The organism is Sphingopyxis sp., from assembly GCF_965279725.1.
Taxonomy (GTDB): Bacteria; Pseudomonadota; Alphaproteobacteria; order Sphingomonadales; family Sphingomonadaceae; genus Sphingopyxis.
On record NZ_CBDIIL010000003.1, the window covers coordinates 134,160 to 158,715 of the forward strand.

The 24,556-nt window shown below is 63.3% G+C and carries 21 protein-coding genes; 12 read left to right on the plus strand and 9 right to left on the minus strand.

Annotated features, from left to right (window positions below; all coding sequences use genetic code 11):
• Window positions 1-16: 16 nt before the first annotated feature.
• A complete protein-coding gene (locus ACQY6T_RS09500) occupies window positions 17-1,729 on the minus strand; it encodes a class I adenylate-forming enzyme family protein (RefSeq protein ID WP_428630543.1) in 1,713 nt (570 codons plus the stop codon).
• A gap of 77 nt (window positions 1,730-1,806) precedes the next feature.
• On the opposite strand from ACQY6T_RS09500, the gene lgt reads away from it, so the two are divergent.
• From lgt to ACQY6T_RS09530, 6 genes are read left to right on the plus strand one after another with little or no spacing between them, the layout of a single operon-like run.
• Window positions 1,807-2,682, plus strand: coding sequence for a prolipoprotein diacylglyceryl transferase (gene lgt, locus ACQY6T_RS09505; RefSeq protein ID WP_428630544.1), 876 nt, complete (start codon window positions 1,807-1,809; stop codon window positions 2,680-2,682).
• Entirely contained in the window at window positions 2,675-3,739 is a 1,065-nt protein-coding gene (locus ACQY6T_RS09510; RefSeq protein ID WP_428630545.1) for a class I SAM-dependent methyltransferase, read from the plus strand. Before lgt ends, ACQY6T_RS09510 begins: the two co-directional genes overlap by 8 nt.
• On the plus strand, window positions 3,736-4,254 hold the full coding sequence (locus tag ACQY6T_RS09515; RefSeq protein ID WP_428630546.1) for an N-acetyltransferase family protein: 519 nt from the start codon (window positions 3,736-3,738) through the stop codon (window positions 4,252-4,254). Before ACQY6T_RS09510 ends, ACQY6T_RS09515 begins: the two co-directional genes overlap by 4 nt.
• Window positions 4,251-5,030, plus strand: a complete 780-nt coding sequence (gene pgeF, locus ACQY6T_RS09520; protein WP_428630547.1) for a peptidoglycan editing factor PgeF — start codon at window positions 4,251-4,253, stop codon at window positions 5,028-5,030. The genes ACQY6T_RS09515 and pgeF overlap by 4 nt, the downstream gene beginning before the upstream one ends.
• A gap of 16 nt (window positions 5,031-5,046) precedes the next feature.
• Window positions 5,047-6,453 (plus strand): SLC13 family permease, encoded by a 1,407-nt coding sequence (locus tag ACQY6T_RS09525; protein ID WP_428630548.1) that lies wholly within the window; start codon window positions 5,047-5,049, stop codon window positions 6,451-6,453.
• Window positions 6,454-6,512: 59 nt separating this feature from the next.
• Window positions 6,513-7,838 (plus strand): cystathionine gamma-synthase family protein, encoded by a 1,326-nt coding sequence (locus ACQY6T_RS09530; RefSeq protein ID WP_428630549.1) that lies wholly within the window; start codon window positions 6,513-6,515, stop codon window positions 7,836-7,838.
• 97 nt (window positions 7,839-7,935) lie between these two features.
• On the opposite strand, the gene ACQY6T_RS09535 is transcribed toward ACQY6T_RS09530, so the two are convergent.
• The gene (locus ACQY6T_RS09535; protein ID WP_428630550.1) at window positions 7,936-8,655 is read right to left on the minus strand and encodes an HAD family hydrolase; all 720 of its coding nucleotides are present in this window, start codon (window positions 8,653-8,655) and stop codon (window positions 7,936-7,938) included.
• A gap of 90 nt (window positions 8,656-8,745) precedes the next feature.
• Between ACQY6T_RS09535 and ACQY6T_RS09540 the strand changes: the two genes are divergently transcribed.
• The 5 genes from ACQY6T_RS09540 (at window position 8,746) to ACQY6T_RS09560 (ending at window position 13,284) form a co-directional block, all read left to right on the plus strand.
• The gene (locus tag ACQY6T_RS09540; RefSeq protein ID WP_428630551.1) at window positions 8,746-9,852 is read left to right on the plus strand and encodes an ABC transporter permease; all 1,107 of its coding nucleotides are present in this window, start codon (window positions 8,746-8,748) and stop codon (window positions 9,850-9,852) included.
• Entirely contained in the window at window positions 9,852-10,706 is an 855-nt protein-coding gene (locus ACQY6T_RS09545) for an ABC transporter ATP-binding protein (protein ID WP_428630552.1), read from the plus strand. Before ACQY6T_RS09540 ends, ACQY6T_RS09545 begins: the two co-directional genes overlap by 1 nt.
• A 9-nt stretch (window positions 10,707-10,715) precedes the next feature.
• Entirely contained in the window at window positions 10,716-11,657 is a 942-nt protein-coding gene (locus ACQY6T_RS09550; RefSeq protein ID WP_428630553.1) for an MlaD family protein, read from the plus strand.
• An 11-nt stretch (window positions 11,658-11,668) separates the two neighbouring features.
• Entirely contained in the window at window positions 11,669-12,268 is a 600-nt protein-coding gene (locus ACQY6T_RS09555) for an ABC-type transport auxiliary lipoprotein family protein (RefSeq protein WP_428630554.1), read from the plus strand.
• A gap of 119 nt (window positions 12,269-12,387) precedes the next feature.
• Window positions 12,388-13,284, plus strand: a complete 897-nt coding sequence (locus ACQY6T_RS09560) for an IS1595 family transposase (protein WP_428630555.1) — start codon at window positions 12,388-12,390, stop codon at window positions 13,282-13,284.
• Between the two features lie 53 nt (window positions 13,285-13,337).
• Here ACQY6T_RS09560 and ACQY6T_RS09565 read toward each other — a convergent pair whose 3' ends face one another.
• The 3 genes from ACQY6T_RS09565 to pepN form a co-directional block, all read right to left on the minus strand.
• Entirely contained in the window at window positions 13,338-13,862 is a 525-nt protein-coding gene (locus ACQY6T_RS09565) for a hypothetical protein (protein ID WP_428630556.1), read from the minus strand.
• Complete coding sequence (locus tag ACQY6T_RS09570; RefSeq protein WP_428630557.1) at window positions 13,849-14,145, minus strand: hypothetical protein; 297 nt, start codon at window positions 14,143-14,145, stop codon at window positions 13,849-13,851. Before ACQY6T_RS09570 ends, ACQY6T_RS09565 begins: the two co-directional genes overlap by 14 nt.
• 220 nt (window positions 14,146-14,365) lie before the next feature.
• Complete coding sequence (gene pepN / locus ACQY6T_RS09575) at window positions 14,366-16,957, minus strand: aminopeptidase N (RefSeq protein WP_428630558.1); 2,592 nt, start codon at window positions 16,955-16,957, stop codon at window positions 14,366-14,368.
• Between the two features lie 46 nt (window positions 16,958-17,003).
• Here pepN and ACQY6T_RS09580 point away from each other — a divergent pair, with 46 nt between their 5' ends.
• Window positions 17,004-17,801, plus strand: a complete 798-nt coding sequence (locus ACQY6T_RS09580) for an SDR family NAD(P)-dependent oxidoreductase (RefSeq protein WP_428630559.1) — start codon at window positions 17,004-17,006, stop codon at window positions 17,799-17,801.
• Window positions 17,802-17,889: 88 nt separating this feature from the next.
• Here ACQY6T_RS09580 and ACQY6T_RS09585 read toward each other — a convergent pair whose 3' ends face one another.
• From ACQY6T_RS09585 to ACQY6T_RS09600, 4 genes are all read right to left on the minus strand, one after another.
• Entirely contained in the window at window positions 17,890-19,182 is a 1,293-nt protein-coding gene (locus ACQY6T_RS09585; protein WP_428630560.1) for a DUF445 domain-containing protein, read from the minus strand.
• 63 nt (window positions 19,183-19,245) lie between these two features.
• Window positions 19,246-22,662, minus strand: a complete 3,417-nt coding sequence (locus ACQY6T_RS09590; RefSeq protein ID WP_428630561.1) for an efflux RND transporter permease subunit — start codon at window positions 22,660-22,662, stop codon at window positions 19,246-19,248.
• A 38-nt stretch (window positions 22,663-22,700) separates the two neighbouring features.
• Window positions 22,701-23,906: an efflux RND transporter periplasmic adaptor subunit gene (locus ACQY6T_RS09595; protein ID WP_428630562.1), complete on the minus strand. Its 1,206-nt coding sequence runs from the start codon at window positions 23,904-23,906 to the stop codon at window positions 22,701-22,703.
• 291 nt (window positions 23,907-24,197) lie between these two features.
• Window positions 24,198-24,467, minus strand: a complete 270-nt coding sequence (locus tag ACQY6T_RS09600) for a GlsB/YeaQ/YmgE family stress response membrane protein (protein ID WP_428630563.1) — start codon at window positions 24,465-24,467, stop codon at window positions 24,198-24,200.
• Between the last annotated feature and the right edge of the window lie 89 nt (window positions 24,468-24,556).

Genomic DNA, 24,556 nt, shown 5'->3' on the forward strand with positions numbered 1-24,556 from the left:
CCTTCAAGGCATTTGGTTACGCGACGACCTCCGCCGCATATTCCTCACGATATTGCTTGCGCAAGCTCACCTTGTCGATTTTTTCGCTACCGAGCTTGGGCAACGCATCGTTCGACATCCAGATTTTGCACGGCACCTTGTACGGCGCGAGGCGCTGGCTGAGGAACGAACACATCGCCCCGTCATCGACCGTGCTGCCGGGCTTGACCCAGATCACAGCGCCAACGACCTCGCCCAGCCGTTCGTCGGGTAGCCCGAACACCGCGCATTCGTTCACGTCGGGATGTTCGTAGATCGCCGCCTCGACTTCCTGACAGCTGATATTTTCGCCGCCGCGGATGATGATGTCCTTTTTGCGATCGACGATGAACAGATAACCGTCCTCATCCACATAGCCAAGGTCGCCCGATCGGAAATAGCCGGTCTCGAAGAAGGCGGCCTTGGTTGCGGCCGGGTTGTTCCAATAGCCTTCGAAATTGGCCACCGACCGCATGCAGACTTCGCCGACACCGCCCTGCGGCAGTTCGTTGCCATTGTCGTCGAGGATCGCGAGATCGACGAGAGGCTTCGACGCCGGCCCGGTCGACATCGGTTTCGCGACATAGTTTTCGTTGATGATGCCGCAGCCGACCGCATTGGTCTCGGTCAGGCCATAGCCGAGCAACGGCTTGGCCTCGCCCATCTCCGCCGCCAGCCGCCGCACATGCTCCGGTGGTCGCGGTGCACCGCCGCCAGCGTAGCTTTTGCACGTCGACAGGTCATAATTGTGCCGGTTCGGGCTGACGAGAATTTCGTAGCTCATCAGCGGCACGCCAACGAAATAATTGCATTGCTCGTCCTGGATCAGCCGCATTGCTTCGTCGGCGTTCCATTTCGGCATCAGCACCAGCTTGCGGCCCAGCGCAAAGCTTTGCAGGAACACCGGAACTTCTGCGGTCACATGAAACAACGGCGTACAGATCAGCGTCGCCGGCTGGATCTCGGACATTTGCCCGTCTTCCGTCAGCAGGTGGACCACGCTTGCGGTCTGGGTGACATAGTTGAAGATCGCCTGCACCACGGCTTCGTGACGCGAATAAGCGCCCTTCGACTGACCGGTCGAGCCCGAGGTAAAGAGGATCGTCGCCAGATCCTGCCCGGTCAGCACCGGCAACACTGTTTCCGCACCGCCACCCGCATCGGTGATCGGCGCGATCGCCCGATCGATCGGCTGCCGGATGTCGAGCGTGATCACTTTCGCGCGATGCTGCACGCCGGGTTCCTCCAGCCGCGCCGCGCGCTGTTCGTCGGCGATCACCAGATTCGCTTCGCTGTCGTTGATACCGGCTGCCAGTTCGCCGCCCTGCCACCAGCCATTGAGCAGCGTCGCACAGCCGCCCGCAAGAAGGATGCCGACATAGGTCACGCACCAGGCGTTGGCGTTGCGCATTGCGATGGCCACCCGGTCGCCGCGCTGAACACCATAGCCTTCAACGAGGCCCGCCGCGACCTTGCGCGCCGCAGCATAGACCTGCTTGAACGACAGCCGTTCGTCGCCCTCGACCAGAAAAGTCGCATCGCCATGCTGCGCAGCAAAAAACGCCACATAGTCGGCCAGGTTGCTCGGTGCGTTGGTGATGAAGGGAAGCTGCTGACCGAAGCGTTCGACGGACCCGACCTGGATCGGTCCGCCCGGACCGGTGATCAGATTATAGGCGGCTTCCAGGCGCAAATCGAGCGCTGATGGCATCTTGTATCTCTCCTCTTGGTCTCGCTGGCCTAACCCCTTATGGGGAGGCCTCTCCTGGGGAAGGACCGCGCGACTTTATGTTTCTTTTTGCAACTCTAGCCGAAGCAACGCAATATGTGAACTTCCATGATCTGATGGGAGAAAACAGCGAGATAGCGTTCAGCATTTTCGGCCTGCCCATCCGTTGGTACGCACTCGCCTATCTTGCCGGCATCTTTGTCGGCTACTGGTATCTGCTCAAATTGATTGCGCAGCCCGGCGCCCCGATGGCGCGGCGTCACGCCGATGACATGATCTTCTATGCGATGCTCGGGATCATCATCGGCGGGCGGCTTGGCTACGTCCTCTTCTACAACCTCGGCAATTATATCCAGAAGCCGCTCGAAATCTTCAAGCTGTGGGACGGCGGCATGTCGCTCCACGGCGGGGTGATCGGGGTGCTGATCGCGATCTGGTATGTGACGCGCAAGGAGAAGCTCAGCTTCCTGCGCTTTTGCGATTATGTCGCCTGCGTCATCCCCTTCGGCCTCTTCTTCGGCCGCATTGCCAATTTCGTGAACGGCGAACTGTGGGGCCGGACGACGAACGTGCCATGGGGGATCATCTTTCCCGACAGTGGATCGATGGCGGCGCGCCACCCCAGCCAGCTTTACGAAGCCGGGCTGGAAGGATTGCTGATGATGGCGATCCTCGCCTTCCTCTTCTGGCGCACCGACGCGCGGTACAAGCCCGGATTCCTGTTCGGCATGGCGGCGATCATCTATGGCCTCAGCCGCTTTGCCGTCGAATTCGTGCGCGAACCCGACGTCCAGCTCGGTACCCTGTCGTGGGGGCTGACGATGGGCCAAACGTTGACCGTGCCGATGCTCCTGCTCGGTTTCTGGCTCGTAGCGACGGCGAAGGGACGCCGCCAGCGGATCGAGCCGGTCGCCGGACCCGACAGCGTTGCGTGACGGACCGCCGACACCTGCCCAGCTGATCAGCGACATCGCGGCGGCGCGGGCGATAACGGTGGCCGACTATATGGCCGCCGCGAACGGCCATTATTATGCGACGCGCGACCCGCTGGGCGTCGCGGGCGATTTCACCACCGCGCCCGAAATCAGCCAGATGTTCGGTGAGATGATCGGCGTGTGGATCGCCGACCTGTGGGCGCGCGCGGGCGGCCCGGCCTTTCGCTATGTCGAGTTAGGCCCGGGGCGCGGGACGCTGGCAGCCGATGCGCTGCGCGCCATGGCGCGCTTTGGCTGCACCCCGCTAGGCGTCCATTTCGTCGAAACCAGTCCGGTGCTGCGCGCCGCGCAATCGGCGCGTCTGCCCGCGGCAATCCATCATGACGACATCGACGACCTGCCCGATGACGGCGCGGCGATCATTGTCGCCAACGAATTTTTCGACGCCCTGCCGGTCCATCAATATGTCCGCACCGCAACCGGCTGGCGCGAGCGGATGGTCGAGCGGCTGGGCACCCGCCTTGTTGCGGTTCCGGGAGAGGTGCCCGCCGACGAGCTGGTTCCCACCGCGCTGCGCAACGCCGCCGAGCGTTGCATCGTCGAAACCGCGCCCGCATCGGCGGCAATCATGCAGCGCTGCGCCTTTCGCCTCGCCCGGCACGGCGGCGCGATGCTGGTGATCGACTATGGCTATCGCGGTCCCGCCGCGGGCGACACGTTGCAAGCGGTCAAGGCGCATCGCTTCGCCGATCCCTTTGCCGACCCGGGCGAGGTCGACCTGACCACGCATGTCGATTTTGCCGCCCTCGGCGATGCAGCCGCTCCCACGGGTGCGACCGTCAGCGCCGTCGCGCCCCAGGGCGACTGGTTGCAGCGGCTGGGCATCGATGCGCGGCTGCAATCGCTCGCGGCCGCGGCGCCCGGCCGTGCCAAGGAATTGCAAGGCCAACGCGACCGGCTTGTCGCAGCCGACGCGATGGGCAAATTGTTCAAAGTCATGGCCATCACCGCAGCGGGCTGGCCAAGCCCCGCCGGGTTCACAGGAGACAGCGCTTGACCACCATTCACCTCGCAACCCCCGACGATGCACAGGCAATCTCTGACTTTGCGACCCGATCCTTCACCCACACTTTCGGTCATATCTATGACCCCGCCGACCTCGCCGCCTTTCTCGCGACCTGGAACCCGCCCGAACGTGTCCGCGCCCAGATCGCCGCGTCCGATCATGACATTGGGTTGGTCCGCGACGCGGCCGGTGCCATCCTTGGCTATATCAAGATGGGTCCGGTCGATTTCGACCTGCCCGCCGACCAGCCAACCGACGGTGCCGTCGAACTGCACCAATTGTACGTTGCCGAAGCCGCCAAAGGCACCGGTGTTGCCGCGGCGCTGATGGATTGGGGCATCGCCTGGGCGCGTCAGCGCGCGTCGATCCTGTATCTGTCGGTCTTTACCGAAAATGCGCGTGCGCAGGCCTTTTACCGCCGCTATGGTTTCTATGACGTCGGCCGCAATGAATTTCGCGTCGGCAATCATATCGACGAAGACCGCTTTTACCGGCTCGACTTGTGACCACGCCGTTCGTCACCGCCGCGCCGCTCGTCACCGCCGCGCCGCTCGCGGACGTCCCGCACGGATTTTTTGGCCGTCGCGGCGGCGTATCGACGGGTGGACTGGCGTCGCTCAACTGCGGCTTAGGATCGGGCGATGACCCGGCACTGATCGCCGAGAACCGGCGGCGCGTGGCCGATGCGGTGCTGCCCGGCGGGACGCTCACCGGCGTCTATCAGGTCCATGGCAATCGCTGCGTCATCGTGGATGATACCAGCGACCTCGCCGCGCGGCCCGAGGCGGACGCGCTCGCGACGCGCAGCCACGGCATCGTGCTGGGCATCCTGACCGCCGATTGCGTTCCGGTGCTGTTCGCCGACCGTGCAGCAGGTGTCGTCGGCGCGGCGCATGCGGGCTGGAAAGGAGCGATCGCCGGGATTACCGATGCGACGCTGACGGCGATGGAAAGTCTTGGCGCGCGGCGCGGCGAAATCGCCGCCGCGATCGGCCCGTGCATCGCGCGCGCATCCTATGAAGTCGACAACGGATTTGTGCAGCGCTTCACCGCCGACGATCCCGCCAACGAACGCTTCTTTGCCGCGGCCAAGCCCGGTCATGCGATGTTCGACATCGCCGCCTATGTCGCGGCGCGGCTTGCCGCGGCCGGCGTCACCCGAATTGCCATCGGCGGGCAGGACACCTATGCCGAAGCGGACGATTATTTCAGCTATCGCCGCGCGTGCCACCAAGGAGAAAATTCCTATGGCCGCCAACTATCGGTGATCGGCCTGAACTGACACGCTTGGGGGACGAATGACACGCACGCGCCTGTTTGGATTGATCGGCGGCCTGCTGACCTTCATCGTCATGCTCGCGCTGCCTGCTCCGGCGGGCATGGAAACCACCGCCTGGCATGTCGCGGCCATGACCGTGCTCATGGCGATCTGGTGGATGACCGAAGCCTTGCCGCTGACCGTCACCGCGCTGCTCCCCTTCCTGCTCGTCCCCGCTTTCGGGGTGATGGACGCCAATGCGATCGCCAAGGAATATTATTCGCCGATCCTGTTCCTGATCCTGGGCGGCGCGTTCCTCGCGCTCGCGATCGAGCGTGTGGGACTGCACCGGCGCCTCGCGCTGGCGTTGCTGAAACGTGCCGCGCCGACCGCGACCGGCCTGTTGTTCGCCTTCATGGCCGCGACCGCGCTGCTCAGCATGTTCATTTCCAATACCTCGACCGCGCTGATCATGATCCCGATCGCGCTGGCCGTCGTCCGCGCCGGCGGCGTGCGCGAGGGCGAGACCGAGGGGTTTGCCGGCGCCGTGATGATGGGCATCGCCTTTGCCGCCTCGATCGGCGGGCTCGGCACGCTGGTGGGCAGCCCGACCAACGCCATCGCCGCCGGGCTGATCGAAAAGACGCTCGGCCTGCGCATCTCGTTTCTCGACTGGGCGATCTATGGCGTCCCGATCGTGCTGATCGCCACCCCCGCCGCGATGCTCATCGTCGCGCGGGTTCAGCGACTGGCCGCGCATCCCTTCGACGGACAGGCGGCGGCGGCCGCACTCGGCAACCAGGCGATCTGGTCGACCGCCGAGCGCCGCGTCGTCCCCGTCTTCCTGCTCGTGCTGCTCGCGTGGATCGCGCAGCCGTGGCTCGAACCCTTTCTGCCCAAAGGCGCGCTCACCGATGGGACCATCGCGGTGGCGGGCAGTTTGCTGCTGTTCGTGCTGCCCGACGGCACCGGCCGCCCGTTGCTCGCGTGGAAAGAGGCCGATCGCGCGCCGTGGGGCGTGATCATGATGTTCGGCGGTGGTCTCGCGCTCGCTGCCGCGATCACGGCGAGCGGGCTGGCCGCGTGGCTGGGCGCCGTGCTCGCCCCGCTTGGCAGCATCCCGACGATCGCGCTGGCCGCGATCATCGTCGCGCTGACCATATTGATCACCGAATTCGCCAGCAATGTTGCGACCGCCAGCGGCATCATGCCGGTGCTCGCGGCGCTGATTGCGGCGACCGGCGTCGACCCGATCCTGCTCGCATTGCCGGTCGCGATGGCGGCAAGCTGGGGTTTCATGCTACCGTCGGGGACCGGTCCCAACGCGCTCGCCTGGGCGACCGACCATATCGCCCTGCCGCGCATGCTAAAGGCCGGCCTCGCGCTGGACATCATCGGGGTGCCGCTGCTGATCGGCGTGATCTGGGCCATCGCAATGCTGGGGTGACCGCGGGCGAAAAGCGCGCTAGTTGCCGTTGAAACTATATTGCGCAGGAGTCTTAACGCATGCCCCCCATCGACAACAGCGACCTGACCGGCACGACCTCGCGCCGCAAGCCCAAGGCCGACGTCACCGAAATCGGCGGGCGGGAATTGTCGCCCGCGACGTTGATGATGGGGTACGGCTTTGATCCGATGCTGTCCGAAGGCTCGCTCAAGCCGCCGATCTTCCTGACCTCGACCTTCGCGTTCGAAAGCGCCGCGGCGGGCAAGCATCATTTCGAGGGGATCACCGGCAAGCGTCCCGGCGGCGCCGACGGCCTCGTCTATTCGCGCTTCAACGGCCCGAACCAGGAAATCCTCGAGGCGCGCCTCGGCGTCTGGGAAAAGGCCGAAGACGCGCTGGTCTTTTCCAGCGGCATGTCGGCGATCGCCACCCTGCTGCTTGCGCATGTCAGCATGAACGACGTCATCGTCCATTCGGGTCCGCTCTACGCCGCGACCGAAACGCTGATCGCGCGCATCCTGTCGCGCTTCGGCGCCACCTATGTCGACTTCCCTGCCGAAGCGACGCGCGAAGAAATGGACGCGATCCTGGCCAAGGCGCAGGGCATGGCAGCCGAAAAGGGCGGCAAGGTCGCGATGGTTTTCCTCGAAAGCCCCGCCAACCCGACCAATGCGCTGGTCGATGTTCAGGCGATGCGCGCCGCGATCGATGCGGCTTTTGCCGAGGGCGCCCGCCCGCCGATCGCCATCGACAACACCTTCCTTGGCCCGCTGTGGTCGAAACCGCTCGCGCACGGCGCCGACATCGTGCTGTACAGCCTGACCAAATATGCCGGCGGCCACAGCGATCTGGTCGCGGGCGGCGTGGTCGGATCGAAGCATTGGCTGGGTCCGATCCGCATGATGCGCAACACCATCGGCACGATCTGCGACCCGCACACCGCGTGGATGCTGCTCCGTAGTTTGGAGACCGTCGAATTGCGCATGAGCCGCGCCGGCGAAAATGCCGCCAAGGTTTGCGCCTTTCTGCGCGACCATCCCAAGGTCGAGGGACTCGGCTATTTGGGCTTCCTGCCCGAGGGGCGGCAAAAGGATATTTTCGACCGCCATTGCACCGGCGCCGGCTCGACCTTTTCGCTGTTCATCAAGGGCGGCGAGGCAGAGAGTTTCCGTTTCCTCGACGCGCTGAAGATCGCGAAACTCGCGGTCAGCCTAGGCGGCACCGAGACGCTCGCCAGCCACCCGGCGGCGATGACGCATTTGTCGGTTCCCGACGCGCGCAAGGCGTTGATGGGAATCACCGACAATCTGGTCCGCATCTCGATCGGGATCGAGGACGCCGACGATCTGATCGCCGATTTCACCCAAGCGCTCGACGCAGTTTGACATCGTCATTGCGAGGAGCGAAGCGACGCGGCAATGCAGGGTGGCGTAAACCGCTCTGGATTGCTTCGCTTCGCTCGCAATGACGAAGTTTTATCGTCTATTTCCGGCTCCGCCAGTCGACCACCGACCACCCCATCTGCGGCGCCAGCTTCTTCAGCCGGCGCGACGGCGTTGTGGCCACCGCCTCATCGGCGAACCGCAGCATCGGGTGGTCGGACACATGATCTGAATAGGCCCGGATATGGGTCGCATTGCGGGTCATCGCGTTCGCCGCCATCCAGCCGTCGATCCGTGCAAATTTTGCGTCGCCATAACAATTGTCGCCCGATAACCGCGCGTGGATATGGTCAGCGCCATCGGGTTCGTCGAGCCGGGTCGCGAGCACATCGTCCATGCCAAGCCGCCGCGCGATCGCATCGACATACAGGTGGAACGAAGCCGTCGCGAGCAGTAGCCTGTACCCGGCGTCGCGATCGGCGGCGATCTGTGCGAGCGCGGCGGGATGCAGACCCCGCGCCACCACCTTGTCGGCATAGCTTTCCGCCAGCGGCGCGATTTCGGCCCGGGCAAAGCGCGGTCCGACCAGCAACCGCAGGTTGATCGCCTTCAGCCGCGACCGGTCGATCAGGCGCAGGGCATAGGCGACGCTTGCCAGCCCGACGACCGGCAACAGCAGCAATCGCCATTGCTGCCGCCGACCGGCAACATGCATCAAAAACCCGCTGTAAGTCCCTGATCGGGTTATCGTTCGGTCCATGTCGTACATCGCAACGCGGTGCGCATAGTCGGTCGGCGGCGGGATCGGCGGCGTTTCCATTCCCTGTTTATAGGGCCGCGCCGCACTGCGGCCAAGGGGGGCGGGATTCGCTTGCCGTGATCGGGCAAATAATACAATGTCCTCCGCACGATGGTGGCCAGAGCGGATTTCGAACAGAGCGACGGCGCCAATGGCGCCGATGTCCGCTTTACCGGTCGGCTGACGCTCGCGCGTCTTGGCGACCTCCCCGCCCGGCTCGATGCGCTCGGCCCAATCGCGACGCTCGACCTGTCGGCACTTGAACGGATCGACACCGTCGGCGCGTGGATCGTGACCCGGACAGTCAAGGAACATGGCGCCGCAGTCACCGGCGCCAGTCCCGAAGCGCAGCGCCTGCTCGATGCGCTGGCCAGCGACAAAAGCGAATATCGCGTCCACCGCGACCGCCGCCCAACTCTAAACCGCATGCTCGAACAGGTCGGTATCGCCAGCATGGCGGTGTGGCACGAGCTGCTTGGCATCATCGGCTTTTTCGGCGCGATGATCATGGCGCTCGGCACCCAATTGCGCGCGCGCCGTCGGCTGCGCTGGCATGCGATCGTCACCCGGTTCCAGACCGTCGGGGTCGATGCGCTGCCGATCATCGGCCTGATGACGTTCCTGATCGGCATCGTCGTCGCGCAGCAAGGCGCGGTGCAATTGCGTCAGTTCGGGCTCGAAGTGTTTACGATCAATCTTGTCGGCCGCGCGTCGATCCGGGAGCTGGGCCTGCTGATGACCGCGATCATGGTCGCGGGCCGATCGGGGTCGGCGTTCGCGGCGCAGATCGGCACGATGAAACTGACTGAAGAAATCGATGCGATGCGCACGATCGGCGTGTCGCCGATGGAGGCGATCGTGCTGCCGCGGGTCGCTGCCGCGACGATCTTGATGCCGCTGCTTGGTTTTTACGCCAGCATCTGCGCGATCATCGGCGGCGGGGTGTTTTGCTGGGTCGGACTCGACATAACCCCCGTGACGTATGTGCAATTGCTGCGCGACATCATCCCAATGACCGATTTCTGGGCGATGCTGATCAAGGCGCCGGTGTTCGGCATCCTGATCGGAGTCACCGGCTGTTACGAGGGCATGCAGGTGCGCCAGAACGCCGAAGAGGTCGGCAAGCGGACGACCTCTGCCGTCGTCGCCGCCATCTTCCTCGTCATCGTCCTCGACGCGATGTTCGCCGTCTTCTTTTCGTCGATCGGATGGAATTGATGAGCGAAGAGATCGACGAACAGGTTGCGCAAGAGCTGGCTGCCGCTGACGCGGTGCGGCCCGAAGAGTTCGATTGCGCCATTCGCATCCGCGGCCTCGTCAACCAGTTCGGCGACGCGGTGATTCATGACCACCTCGACCTCGACGTCCGGTCGGGCGAGATCATGGGCGTGGTCGGCGGATCGGGTACGGGCAAGTCGGTGCTGATGCGCTCGATCATCGGCCTCCAGACCCCAACCTCGGGCGAAATCGAAGTGTATGGCAAGACGCTCGATACCATTGCCGACGAAGAGGAATCGCGCGATCTGCGCCGCCGCTGGGGGGTGATGTTTCAGGGTGGGGCGCTGTTCTCGACACTCAGTGTCGCGGAGAATATCCAGGTGCCGCTGCGCGAATATTATCCGCGTACCGACCAGAAACTGCTGGACGAGATCGCCGCCTACAAGGTTGCGATGGTCGGCCTGCCTCCCGACGCCGGGCCGAAATATCCTGCCGAGCTGTCGGGCGGGATGGTCAAACGCGCCGGTCTGGCGCGCTCACTCGCGCTCGATCCCGCGCTGCTGTTTCTCGACGAACCGACCGCGGGCCTGGACCCGATCGGCGCCGCCAAGTTCGACGAGCTCATCCGCGAGCTGGCCGACACGATGGGGCTCACGGTTTTTCTCATCACCCACGACCTCGACTCGCTTTATGCCACCTGCGACCGCGTTGCGGTGCTCGCTGAAAAGAAGGTGATTGCGGTGGGTACGATCCCGGAACTGCTTGCCACCGAGCATCCGTGGATACAGGATTATTTCAACGGACCCCGCGGCCGGGCAGCCGCCGGCGGGAACCAAACCGCGAAGCGGCGATAGGAAAAGCTGATGGAAACTCGCTCAAACAATGTCCTGGTCGGCGCCTTTGTCCTGCTCTTTACGGCGGCGCTCGCCTTTTTCATCGTTTGGCTGGCCAACGACAGCGGCGGCGACAAACGGGAATATGACATTTTCTTCAAACAATCGGTCGATGGGCTGAACAAGGGCGCGGCGGTGCAATTCTCCGGCGTTCCGTCGGGTCAGGTGCGCGAAATTGCGCTGTGGCCCGAAGATCCCCAATTCGTTCGCGTGCGGATCGAGGTCAACGAGGGCGTGCCTGTTCTGCAGGGCACGACCGCCGCCATCGAGGGGGTCGGCTTCACCGGCGTGTCGCAGATTTCGCTCGACGGCGCGGTCAAGGGCGCGCCCGCAATTGCCGACAAGGGCCCGGCGGGCAAGCCCGTCATCCCCACCCGCATCGGCGGGCTGGGCGAATTGCTTAACACCGCACCGCAGCTGTTGCAGCGGCTATCAACGCTGACCGAGCGGCTGGCCGAACTGGCCGATGACGAAAATCAGGCGAGCATGCGCGGCATATTGAACAACGTCGAAGCATCGACCGCGATCCTGGCGCGCAACGGGCCGGCGATCGAAAAGGCCCTGGCCGATACGCGCATCGCGATCCAGCAAACCGGCGTCGCGGCCGAACAGATCGGCAATCTGGCGGCATCGGCGCAGGGTACGATCGACCGCAATGTCGATCCGGCGATGGCAAATCTTAGCGCGACGCTGAAGTCGGCCAATGCGTCGATGGCAACGCTGGAATCAGCGATTTCCGACGCACGGCCCGGCCTCAAGACCTTCAGCGAAACGACAATTCCGGAAGCCAATGCGCTGATCCGCGATTTGCGCCGCACCTCGGCGTCGCTGTCCAGTCTGACCGACAAGCTCGACCAGCAGGGCGCCGGCGCCGTTCTGGGCGGCAGCAAGCTGCCCGATTACAAGCAATGAGGACCAGAGCCATGATCCGCCACTTCCGCACCCCGCTGCTCATCGCCGTCGCCGCCGTCTCGTTGTCGGCGTGTATTGGCCTTGGCGGCAAGACCCCTCCCTTCCTGCTGACGCTTGACGCCGAAGCCGCCCCGCCCGCTGGCGCCGCGCGCACCGCCGCGGACGCATCGACGCTCACCATCCTGATCCCGACCGCACCGCAGAAACTGCGCACGACGCGCATCCCGGTGCAGCAGGACGGATCGAGCGTCACCTATGTCAAAGACGCGCAATGGGTCGAGGCGCCGAACCGCCTGTTCCAGCGCCTGGTGTCCGAAACCGTTGCCGCGCGCACCGGCCGGGTCGTCCTCGACGAAGGCCAATATCTGACCGCGCCGGGCGAGCAACTCGCGGGTCAGCTGATGGAATTCGGCGTCGATGCGCGAACGGGCGAGGCCGTCGTTGTCTATCAGGCGATGCTGGTGGCGGCGGGCGGCAAGTCCGTCACCCAGCGCCGTTTTGAAGCCCGCGAAGCGATCGGGGGCAAGGTCGAGGCGAAGCCAGTCGGCGAAGCGCTGGCCCGTGCGGCCAACAAGGTGGCAGGTGAGGTTACGGATTGGATCGGCGGGTAGCCACGGCTACCGCGAGGGTCGTTTAACGACCAGAAGCCGATACCACTTATCTCGTTACCCTGAACTTGTTTGGCGATTATCCCCTTGCCATACGTAACGAAACCGCGTAAAAGCGTGGAATGAGCAACAAACCCCAGACCATCGCGCAGTTTTTCAAGCGTTTCCCGAACGAAGAAACCTGCCTCAATCACCTGTTCGATGTCCGTTTTGGGCAGGGCTTTGAGTGTCCCCGTTGCGAGCGCGCTTCCAAGTGGTTCCGCATTAAGGCTGAGCGCGCTTATTCTTGCCAGTGGTGCGGCCATCACCTGCACCCGACTGTCGGCACACCGTTTGAAAAGACGCGCACCCCGCTGCAATCGTGGTTCTATGCGATCTTCCTGTTCACGACGACGCGTAACGGCGTGGCGGCTAAGGAATTGCAGCGCCAGCTAGGCGTAACTTACAAGACCGCGTGGCGCATGGCAGACCTTATCCGCAAGCATATGGGCGACGTTGACGGCGATAGCTTGCTTGGCGGCGCTGGCGAGGTTGTTGAGATTGACGAAACGCTGATCGGCGGTTCGGTGTCTGGCAAGGGCAGCGGCTACAAGGGCAACAAGGCCGTTGTGGTCGGCATGATGGAACGCGGCGGGGAAGTCGTTACCAAGGTCGTCACGAGCCGCCACCGCGAGCCGATGGAACGCCTCGTGCTCGACAACGTGCATCCCGGCGCCACGGTCGCGACCGACGAATTTGGTTCATATCGCCGCCTCGATACGCTCGGCTTCGATCACGTCACCGTGCAACACAAGAAGGGGCAGTACACGACCCCTAACGGTGGCGGCGTCAACTCGATTGAGGGTTTCTGGGCGCAGCTAAAGCGGTCGATTAACGGCACTCATATTCACGTGAGCCGCAAGCATCTGTGGAAATATGCGAAGGAAGCGGAATACCGCTTCAATCGTCGCCACGTTCCTTCGTCGATGATGGACGAGCTTCTTTCGACGTTTGGGCCATTGCCTGAACGGCGCGGTTGAACGCCTCTTCGTCGCCCTTCACTTCGGGGTGTTCGGCGATGAACTGGTCGAGCTTATTTTGCTGGAGTGCGTCTTTGAGGTTCATTTGCATTCTTCTGATCGGCGGCTGTCATACCCGCTTGAAAGGCGCTTGAACTTAGTCCTAGACCTCCTTGGAAGATTTGCACACCGCCCCATGCCAAGGCTCCCAATGCGAGCCCCGTGGTCACTACCGTGATGATAAGCTCGCGCTTTGCTGTCCGCGTGTGCCCATCGACGACCCCGACCTTCACGTCGAGCTCGGCTATTTTTCCCTTAACATCGCCAATGCCCGCCGCAAGAAGGTCAAGCTTACCGATCAACTGAGCAAACTTCGTTTCGGTCCGCGCCTCAACTGCCTCTAGCTTGGCGTCGAGCAGACGTTCATCATATGCCATCACGCTTTCCGTTCCACGCTCACTAGCGTAATCCTGCTTAGAAGGCTCGACGGGATCAATAGCAGCATTTTGTTGATAAGTCGTTGGGACCGCCGCAGCAGCAAGGGCGGAAGCGCCGAACAGGATTTTAAAGCTTGTCGGGCTTGTTTCAGTCGTCTGCATTTGGCGTCACGGCACCGAGAGTGGCCCCCAAGGCAGCGTGCACATCGCGCGCCACCTGGATCGGCATAATAATGCTCCCGACATTCCGGACGTGAAGCGTGGTCGTGCCATCGCCCATGTCTCGGGAGGTCTGCTCTCTGAAGACCGCTAGGACATGCTCGTTGTTTCCGAAAAACTGAGCGCCGGTGGTCCACATGCGCGGAACGTCGTAACCGAGCTGCTGTTCGAACGACATGCTCAATATCGCGTCGGCCTGATCCGTTTTTTTCTGGTCGTCGCTCACTGAACACCCTCCACTGATTCGGGTTCAGTACGTAGTGCTGTTCAGATGACATATCAACATCCGTATGCTGACGGGATATTTTCCAACTTGTTTCAGGGTCCATGGCCTGCCGTATCCTTTGGCGCAGCGCTCCATTAGCGGTCAGGCCATGGATGCTGAAACAAGTTCAGCATGACGAGGTTTGAATGGAAGCTCCCCACCCCAAAGCGGACCCAATACCTCACCCCAGCAAGCTCTTACTCGCCTGCTCGGTTACATCACGCGACAGCCCCGGCTGCGCCAGGATGCGCGCCAGTTCGGCCTTCATCATCGCTGCGCGTGCCTCGTCGAAGCGCTTCCAGCGCCCGAGCGGCGGAATCATCTTCGCCGAGGTCTGCGGATTTTTCGGATCGAGCGCGATGACCAGATCGGCGATCAGGCGATAGCCCGCGCCATCGGCCTGATGAAACGCCGCCTGATTGCCCGACAGCGCTCCATAGAGCGAGCGCACCCGGTTGGGATTGGCGAGCGTGAAGTCGGGATGCCGCGCCAGCTCCGCGACCGCCGCGACGGTATCGGCGCGCAGCGACCACGCCTGCACCTGAAACCATTTGTCGAGGACAAGCGGATTGTCACGATAGCGCTGGTAAAAGATGTCGAGCGCCGCCACCCGCTCGTCGCTATCCCCATGCGCCAGCGTCGCAAGCGCGGCCTGCCGTTCGGTCATGCCGTCGGCGTCGGAGAAAATCTGGAACGCCAGCGCGGGAACATCGTCCAGCCCCGTCGCCGCCAGATAGGCAAGCGCGACGCCGCGCAGGCGGCGGCTACCCTTGGCCGTGCGCGACAGGTCGGTCGCGGGCGGCGCCGAGCCAGCCAGGATGCCGCGCCATTCCTTTTCGAGCGCGGTACCGATGGCCGCCTGCAACGCCAACCGTTCGCGGCGGATCGCGTCCGGATCGACCGTCACCATCTGGTCGCCGATAAACGCTTCGCTGGGCAGCAGCACCGCCTCCGCAACAAAAGCGGGGTCGGCTGCGCGGGCTGCCAGCGTCTGTGCGACGGCATCGACCACCGCCTGCCGATTGCCCGTCTCGCCCGACACGGCGGCGACGAGCGTATCGAGCATTAACTGCTGCAAGGCTTCATAGCGCGCAAAGGGATCGTCGTCGTTCGCCGCGAGCCACGCGAGTTCGCCCGGCGCGCGTTCAAAGTCCACGATGATGGGCGCAGAAAAGCCGCGGTTGACCGACAGCGCGGGTCGGGCGGCAAACCGGCCGAGCGATATGCGCTGGGTCGCGCCGGTCAATGTGACGAGCGTATCGGGCAGCGCGTCGGCGCTGCCATCCATTGCAAAGGCGGCGAGCCGCAGCGGCATCATCATCGGCTGCTTTTCCGGCTGACCGGGCGTCGGCGGGACCAGCTGCACCACGTCGAGCGACCATTGGCCATCCGCATCGGCCAGCGACAGTTTCAGCCGCGGCGTCCCCGCCTGTTCATACCAGCGGCGGAATTGCGACAGGTCGATGCCGCCCCCTTCTTCCATCGCCCGCACAAAATCCTCGCACGTCGCCGCCTCGCCGTCATGGCGCTCGAAATACAGGTCGGTGCCTTTGCGAAAGCGCTCTGGGCCGACCATCGTCGCCATCATGCGGATGATCTCGGCGCCCTTGTTATAGATTGTCGCGGTGTAGAAATTCGAGATTTCCTGAAAACTGTCGGGGCGGATCGGGTGCGCCAGCGGCCCCGCATCCTCGGGAAACTGCGCGGCGCGGAGCAGACGGACATCCTCGATCCGCTTGACCGCGGGCGAACCCATGTCGGCCGAAAAACATTGGTCGCGATAAACGGTGAAGCCCTCTTTCAGCGACAGCTGGAACCAGTCGCGGCAGGTGACGCGGTTGCCCGACCAGTTGTGGAAATATTCATGCGCGACGACGCCCTCGACCCCGTCATAATCGACGTCGGTCGCGGTGTCGGCGTCGGCGAGGATATAGCGGGTGTTGAAAACGTTCAGCCCCTTATTCTCCATCGCCCCCATATTGAAATCGCTGACCGCGACGATGTTGAACAGGTCGAGGTCATATTCGCGGCCATAGACGCGCTCGTCCCACGCCATGCTGTCCTTCAGCGCCTGCATCGCGTGACCGGTGCGATCCACATCGCCGTCGCGCACCCAGATGCCGAGCTCGACCTTGCGCCCCGACATGGTGGTGAAGTTGTCGCGATTGACGACAAGGTCGCCCGCGACGAGCGCGAAGAGATAGCTCGGCTTCGGCCACGGATCTTCCCAGAGCGCCCAATGATCGCTGCCGTCCTCCCCTTGGGCGATGCAATTACCGTTCGACAGCAGGATCGGGAACGCCGCCTTGTCCCCCGTCATCCGCACCTTGTAGCGACTGAGCACGTCAGGCCGGTCGGGGTGGAAGGTGATGCGGCGGAACCCCTCGGCCTCGCATTGCGTGCACAGCATGCCGTTCGAGGCATAAAGCCCCATCAGCTGGGTATTGCGCGCCGGGTTGATCACTGTATCGACCTCAACGGTCGCTGCGGTGCGGTCGCCGAGATCGACGATCAAATCGCTACCGACCATTCGCCAGTCGTTCCACACCGCGCCGTCGACGTGCACCTCGGCCGGGGTCAGCCCGTCGCCGCGCAGCACGAGCGGGGTTGGCGCATCGGCGTGGCGGACGACCGACAGCGCCGCTGCGACGCGCGTTTCATCGACTCCCAAAGCAAAATCGAGCGCGATGTCGGGAACCTGCCATTCGGGCGGGCGATAATCGCCGCGGTGGATGGTGACGGGGATGGCGGGGGTGGAAGAAGCGTCGGTCATGTTTCGGGTCTAGGCGCGGGGCGCGGGGCGCGCAATAAGGCGGGCGATGGGACAGATGCTGATTTTCGGAATGGGCTATGCTGCGAGCCACCTCGCGGACCGGCTGCGCGCGCGCGGCTGGGAGGTGAGCGGCACCACGCAAGATGGCCGCAGCGACAGCATCGCCTTTGCCGACGATACCGCCGTTCTCACGGCCATGCGGTCCGCCACGCATATCCTGTCGTCGGTGCCGCCCGTCGCCGGCGCCGATCCCGTCCTCGCCCGCTATGGCGATGCCATCGCGGTCGCGCCCGCAACATGGACCGGCTATCTGTCATCCACTGGCGTCTATGGCGACGCGCGCGGCGCCTGGGTCGATGAGAGCGCCCCGATCAAGGGACGCCGCGCCGACCGCAACGCCGCAGACAAAGCGTGGCAGCATTTGCGCGGCGAGGTTTCGGTCTTTCGTCTGCCCGGCATCTATGGCCCGGGCCGCTCGATCCTCGACCGTATCGGCGAGGGGCGCGTGCACCGGATCGACCTGCCCGACCAGCTGTTCAGCCGCGTCCATGTCGACGACATCGCGAGCGGCGTGATCGCGTCGTTCAAGGGACCTGCGGGGGTCTATAATCTCGCCGACGATGAACCGTGCCACCAAAACCGGCTGGTCGAATGGGGCTGCGCAATGCTGGGGGCGCCGTTGCCGCCGTTGCAGACACTGGCGGAAGCGGGCCTGTCGCCGGCCGCGCGGGCTTTCTATGCCGAAAACCGGCGCGTGGCGAACGGCAAGGCCAAACGATTGCTGGGATGGGCACCACGCTATCCGAGTTTTCGCGAAGGGTTGGCGAGTTTGATTCCAGACTAAACTCGTCATTCCCGCGAAAACGGGAATCCAGTTGCGATGTCTGCTCGCTGGGTTCCCGCTTTCGCGGGAATGACAAATGGTTGGTGGATCAGATCAACACATCCACCGTGTGGATCAATACCCCGACCAGCCCGCCGACCAGCGTGCCGTTGATGCGGATATATTGCAGGTCGTCGCCAACGGCGCTTTCCAGCCGGTCGGTGATCGTCTTGGCATCCCAGCCGCGGATCGTGTCCGACACCAGTTTCAGCGCCGTCTCACCATAGCTATCGACCATACCGACAACCGCGCGGCGCGCGTAACGGTTGAGCGTCCGCTTGATCGCAACGTCCTCGCCGAGCATAGCCCCGAATTGCGTCACCAATTCGCCGATCCGCCCCGCCAGCATTGTGTCGGGATTGCGTGCCGCCTTCAGCAGCGCGCCGCGGCCCTGTTCCCATAAGCCGTCAAGCCAGCGCTTGACTGCCTTGTTTTCGAGCAGCTCGTCGCGAACCTTGGCGACCTTGGCCTGAACCTCGGGATCATGCTGCAGGTCGAGCGCCATCTTGGCGAGGCCTTCCTCGACCCGGAGACGCAGCGGGTGGGTTTCGTCGATCGCCATTTCACTGAGCAGCTTCCCCAGTCCCGCGACAATGCGGTTGGAGATGCTTTCGTCGATTCCGGTAAAGCGTACGATCGCGTTGCTGTTGTCGTGGACCATCTGGTGGATCAGATGATCGTTGAGTTCGAGCGTCTTCGATCCCCATTTTACCATCGCATCGAGCAACGGCTGATGCCGCCCCTCAGCCAGCGCGGCTTGCAACGCCTGCCCCAGCAGCGGCGCGACATCGAGTTCGCGCAACCGGTCGGCAATCGCCGATTTGACCATGCCGCCCAGCCGCTGTTGGTCGAGCGCCCCCAATGCATCGGCGATGATCCGTGACGCGCCCAGCTTGAGCCGTCCACCGCCTTCGGCGGGCTGCGCAAGGAAGGCTCCGACTGCGCCCGCGACGTCGAGCGTCTGCATCTTGCGCGCGATCAAGCGCGGCAACAGGAAATTGGTGAGCAGAAAATGCGCCAAGGTGTCGCCGATGCGGTTCTTGTTGCGCGGGACGATGGCGGTGTGCGGAATTGGGATGCCCATCGGGTGACGGAACAGCGCGGTCACCGCAAACCAGTCCGCCAGCCCACCGACCATCCCCGCCTCGGCAAAGGCGCGGATAAAACCGACCGCCGGATGAACATCCTGGAAATATTTGGCGCCGATAAAGACCATCGCCATGGCGACAAGCATTCCGGTCGCTACAACCCGGATGTTCAGCCCGCCCGTCGGAACGGCAACGCCCACCCTGATGGGGTGGGCGCGTCCGGTTTCGTCCGGGGTCGAAATCTTATCCATCATCACCATCAAATGGCGAAGCGCCGCAAAAGTTGCAACCAGCGCGGCGCATTTGGCCGCGCCGGATCATTCGGCGGGGTGCGGCGCCGGCTCCCCTTGCGGCTTGGTGTCGTCACCCGTGCGATAGGTGAGCAGGTTGCGCGAGAAGAAGCGGCCAAGGCGCTTTTCGATGCTGTCGGCTAGGCTGAAACCCGCGGGTACGATCAGCAGCGTCAGCATCGTCGACAGGATCAAGCCGCCGATCACGACGACGCCCATCGGCGCGCGCCACGCGCCATCGCCCGAAAGCGACAATGCGGTCGGCACCATGCCCGCGACCATTGCGACCGTCGTCATGACGATCGGCTGGGCGCGTTTGCGCCCCGCGTCGAGCAGTGCTTCCATCTTGCCAACGCCATGATCCATTTCCTCGATCGCGAAATCGACGAGCAGAATCGAGTTTTTGGCAACGATGCCCAGCAGCATCAGCAGGCCGATATAGACCGGCATCGAAATTTCCATGCCGGTGATCCACAGGCCCAGCAGCCCGCCAAGCGGTGCAAGCAGCAGCGAAGACATGTTGACGAGCGGCGACAGGAAGCGGCGATAGAGCAGCACCAGCGTCGAGAAGACCAGGAGCAAACCCGACACCACCGCGATCACGAAGTTCAACGCGAGCTCGGCCTGCCACTTCTGGTCGCCCTGGACGACCTTGCGAATGCCCTGCGGCATATTCTTGACGCCAGGCAGCGCGTCGATCTTCTTCTGGGCGTCGCCCGTCACCAACCCCGGCGCCAGGTCGGCACCGATGACGACGCGGCGTGTCTGATTATACCGGCGCAGTTCGGTCGGACCCGCCCCGAAACCGATCTGGGCCACCGACTTCAGTGGAACAGTGGTCCCACGCGCCGTCGGCACCGGCAGGTTCTCAAGCGTTGCGAGACTGCGGCGCGAATCTTCGGACAGCAGCACCCGGATCGGGATCTGACGATCGGTTAACGAGAATTTTGCGGCATTCTGGTCGATATCACCCAGCGTCGCAATGCGGATCGTCTGGCTGAGCGCGGCCGTCGTAACGCCAAGCTCGGCAGCGAGATCCATGCGCGGATTAACAATGATTTCGGGCCGCGGGATGTCGCCCTCGATGCGCGGCGCGCGCAATTCCTTCAGCTTGCCCATCTCGGCGACGATCAGGCGCGCATGTTTTTCGAGCGCGACGGGATCGTCGCCACCGATCACCATTGTGATATCGCGGCCCGAAAAGCCGCCAGACTGGCTTTGGAAATTGACCCGCGCGTCAGGGATCGCCGCCATCTTTGGCTGCAGGCTGCGCTCCCATTCAACGCTGGTGATCTCGCGATCCTTCTTCAGCGTGATGAACGCGTTGCCGCCGCCGACATTGACGTCGAAAAAGGCGTTTTCAACGGTCGAATTCGCCTGAAGAATTGCGCTGATCTGGTTCGAAATCTGCTCGCTCTGCGTCAACGTCGAACCTGGCGGCAATTCATAGCTGATCTGGCTGAAATTGCTGTTGGTGGTTGGTTGGAATTGCTGCGGCAGAGTCATGAACAGAATGATGCTCAGCGCGAAAGACACGACTCCAATGCCGACAATCCACACACGGTGATCGAACATCCGGGCCCAAAAGCGTTGAACCATAAATTTTGCCCAGCTGGTATAGGCGTATTGCCGCAGGCCGATCACCCACGCCAACGCGCCCAGCAGGATGAAAAGCAGACTAGCGAGCAAAAAGGCTGCCAGTGCCGACAAAGGCGTCAACAGAAGAAAATGCACGGCCGGATTGGGGGCGTCCTGTCCCACCGGCACGGGCTGATAATAGGAAAAGACGGTCGCCAGCGCGGCCAGTCCGGCGACCACTAGCGGCGCGGCAAGAAAAACCAGCCGCGTTTGAACGGCATCAAAGCGCGCGCGCATCGTCTGCTGCTTTGACTTATCCAGCGTCCAAGCGAGCAGTCGCTCGTAGCGATCGACCCAAGGGCCGGCTGCGTGCTCCTGTTCGCCCTGCGCCGACATGAAATAGGCTGCAATCATCGGGGTGATCATGCGGGCAACCGCCAAGCTGACCAGCACCGCGAACACGACCGTCATTCCGAACTGGATGAAGAACTGCCCCGAAATACCGGGCATCAGCGCGACGGGCAGGAACACCGCGACGATCGACATCGTCGTCGCCACCACGGCCAGGCCGATTTCGTCGGCGGCGTCGATCGACGCCTGATAGGCCGTCTTGCCCATGCGCATATGCCGGACGATATTCTCGATCTCCACGATCGCATCGTCCACCAGCACCCCGGCCACCAGGCTGAGCGCGAGCAGCGACAGGCCGTTCAGCGAAAAGCCCATCAGGTCCATGAACCAGAAGGTCGGGATCGCCGACAACGGGATCGCGAGCGCGCTGATCAAGGTTGCGCGCCAGTCGCGCAAGAACAGGAATACGACGACCACCGCCAATATGGCGCCTTCGATCATCGCCGCCATCGAACTACGATATTGATCCTTGGTATCGTCGGTGCGCGTGAAGAGGATCTTGAAGTCAACCTTCGGATTGGCCTTTTTGATCTCTGCCAGCTTCTTCATCGTCTCGTCATGCACGGTGACGTCGGACGATCCCTTGGCCTTTTCGATCGAAAAGGACAGCACTTGCCGCCCCTCGATCTTCGCCAGGTTGCGCTGCTCGGCATAACCATCGGTCACCTTGGCAACGTCCGAAAGCTGGATCGTCCGGCCATTGCCAAGCGAGATCCGGGTGCCGCCAAGATCGAACGCATTGGCCGCGTTGCCCAGCACGCGAACCGCCTGTTCGGATCCGGCGATTTCGGTACGTCCGCCCGCGGCGTTGACATTGACCTGACGCAGTTGCTGATTGACCTGGCTCGCCGTCAATCCATAGCTTTGCATCCGCGCGGGATCCAGAATGACTCGAATTTCGCGGCTCACGCCGCCCGAACGACGCACCTGACTCATGCCCGGGATCGACAATAATTCCTTGGCGACCGTATTGTCGACGAACCACGACAGCTGTTCCAGCGTCATGTCACTCGTCTCGACGGCGAAATAGGTAATCGGCCCGCCGGCGATATCGACCCGCACGACCTGTGGTTCGAGGATCCCGTCGGGCAGGTCGCTGCGAATCTGCTGAACCGCTTGGTTGACGTCGTTATAGGCACGGTCGATCGGCGTACCGATCGCGAACTGAACGAAGGTGCGGCTGTTGCCCTCACCGACATAAGACGACATTTCATCGACGCCGCTGACCCCGCGCACTGCGGCCTCGACCCGCTGCGTTACCTGGGTTTCCAATTCCGTCGGCGCCGCGCCGGGCTGCGCGACAATCACCTGCACGGCAGGAAATTCGACGTCCGGCTGGTTGTTGACGTCCATCCGGTTGAAGCTGACGATCCCCGCCAGCAGCAACAGCACGAACATGACGATCGGCGGCACCGGATTGCGGATGCACCAGGCGGAGATGTTGCGAAAACTCATGATTCAAGCGCCTTTTGTGCGTACGCGATCCGGGACGATTATTGCGACGATTTCTGAACCACCGGCTTCACCTTGTCGCCGACGTTCAGGAACGCACCCGCCAGCACGACGACCTTTTCGTTTCCGGCAAGGCCCGACGCGATCGACACGCCGCCATCGGTCACGGTACCCACCTTCACCGCGCGGCGCTGGATCGTGTCCTTGCCATCGACGATCAGCACAAAATTGCCTTCGGGGCCGCTCTGCACCGCACTCTCGGGCAACAACGGGGCTTCCTCGGTACCTGAAACCAATCGCGCGTCGGCAAAGCCGCCGGGACGAAGCGCCGCGCTATAGGGCACGGCGATGCGGACCATGCCCTGCCGCGTATCGGGATTGATGATCGGCGACACCTGCCACACTTGGCCAGCAATATTCAGATTGCTGCCAACCGGCGTGATCGTCGCGCGCGTACCGACGCGGACACGTTGCAGGTCTGCTTCCGCCATCTGCGCCATCAATTCCATCTCGCCGCCGCGGGCCATGCGAAACAGCACGCCGCTGCCCGCGCCAACGATCTGCCCGGGTTCGACCTGGCGTGTCAGCACCAGACCGGCCGCGGGCGCGACGATATTGAGGCGACCATTGCGGGCCTGCGCCTCGGCATATTGGGCCTGCGCGACGCGGACCCGCGCGTTGGCGGCGTCGCGGGTGGCGCGTTTGCGGTCCATATCCGCCTTGGAAATAAAGCCGCGCGATACCAGCGCGTCGGCGCGCGTCAGCTCCGCCTGCGCCAAGTCGGCATCAGCCTGCGCGACGCGGATCGATGCTGAAAGGCTTGCCGCCTGCTGCGTCTGGACCGAACGATCGATGACGGCGAGCGGCTGTCCGGCGCCGACCCACTGGCCAGGTTCCACAAGCACCCGCACGACCTGACCGCCCTCGCCCGCAATGCCGACGGGCATTTCGCGCCGCGCTGCGATTGTGCCGTTGGTCGAGATCGCGGCCTGCACCGACTGGCGGCCGGGGATCACCACGGTGATGCTGGGGACGGCGGCGCCCCCGGCGGCGGCAGTTGCCGCGGCGCCATCGGCCGCGCCCTTGCTGGAATTGAACGCATACCATGTTGCCGCCAGCGCCAGTGCAATCAGCACCACCGCGACGATCATCCATGTCCGCTTGCGGCGACCGTCCGCCTGTTCATAATAGCTCTGGGTCGAACCCGCGAGGCTGTCCATCGAATCCACTTTCCGCTCGTAGTTCACGCCGAATTCCTCCCTGCCTGGTGCGGCATCCGAGGCAGCAAGCGCGACAGCGCTCCGCCCCCTCAGGCCCGCACGACAGGACCGAAATCCCGCATGAGGTGTATTACCCAATTAAATCACCACTTGCAAGAGGCCAAGTTTTGCCCCCCGCTGACGCCCCGGAGAGCGGCTCATACGCGGATGCTGTTGCGATTTCCAGTGGTCGCGAGCATGAAAAAGGGCGGCTCGCCTGACGGCGAGCCACCCTTTGATCCCGTCGGTGCCGAAGCACCGATGGTGTGTGTTATCGATTCAGCGGACGCGACCGCGACGCACCAAATTGACGATGGCGAGCAGCACCACGGCACCGATAAATGCGGTGAGCAAGGTCATCGGGTCAAAGGCGTTGCCGCGCAGATGACCGCCGCCCAGGAACTGGCCGAACAGAAAACGGCCGAGGATCGACCCGATACAGCCGACGATGATATTGAGGAAGATACCCTGCTGCGCATCTGTGCGCATCACGATGCTGGCCAGCCAGCCGATAACACCGCCCATGACGATTGCGATAATGAATTCCATGATATTGACCCCCTACGATCATTGGTGTCGCCCGACATTGCGGGCATCATATTGGTAACGCAGATTTTTGAAAACGCCTAGCAGAATGG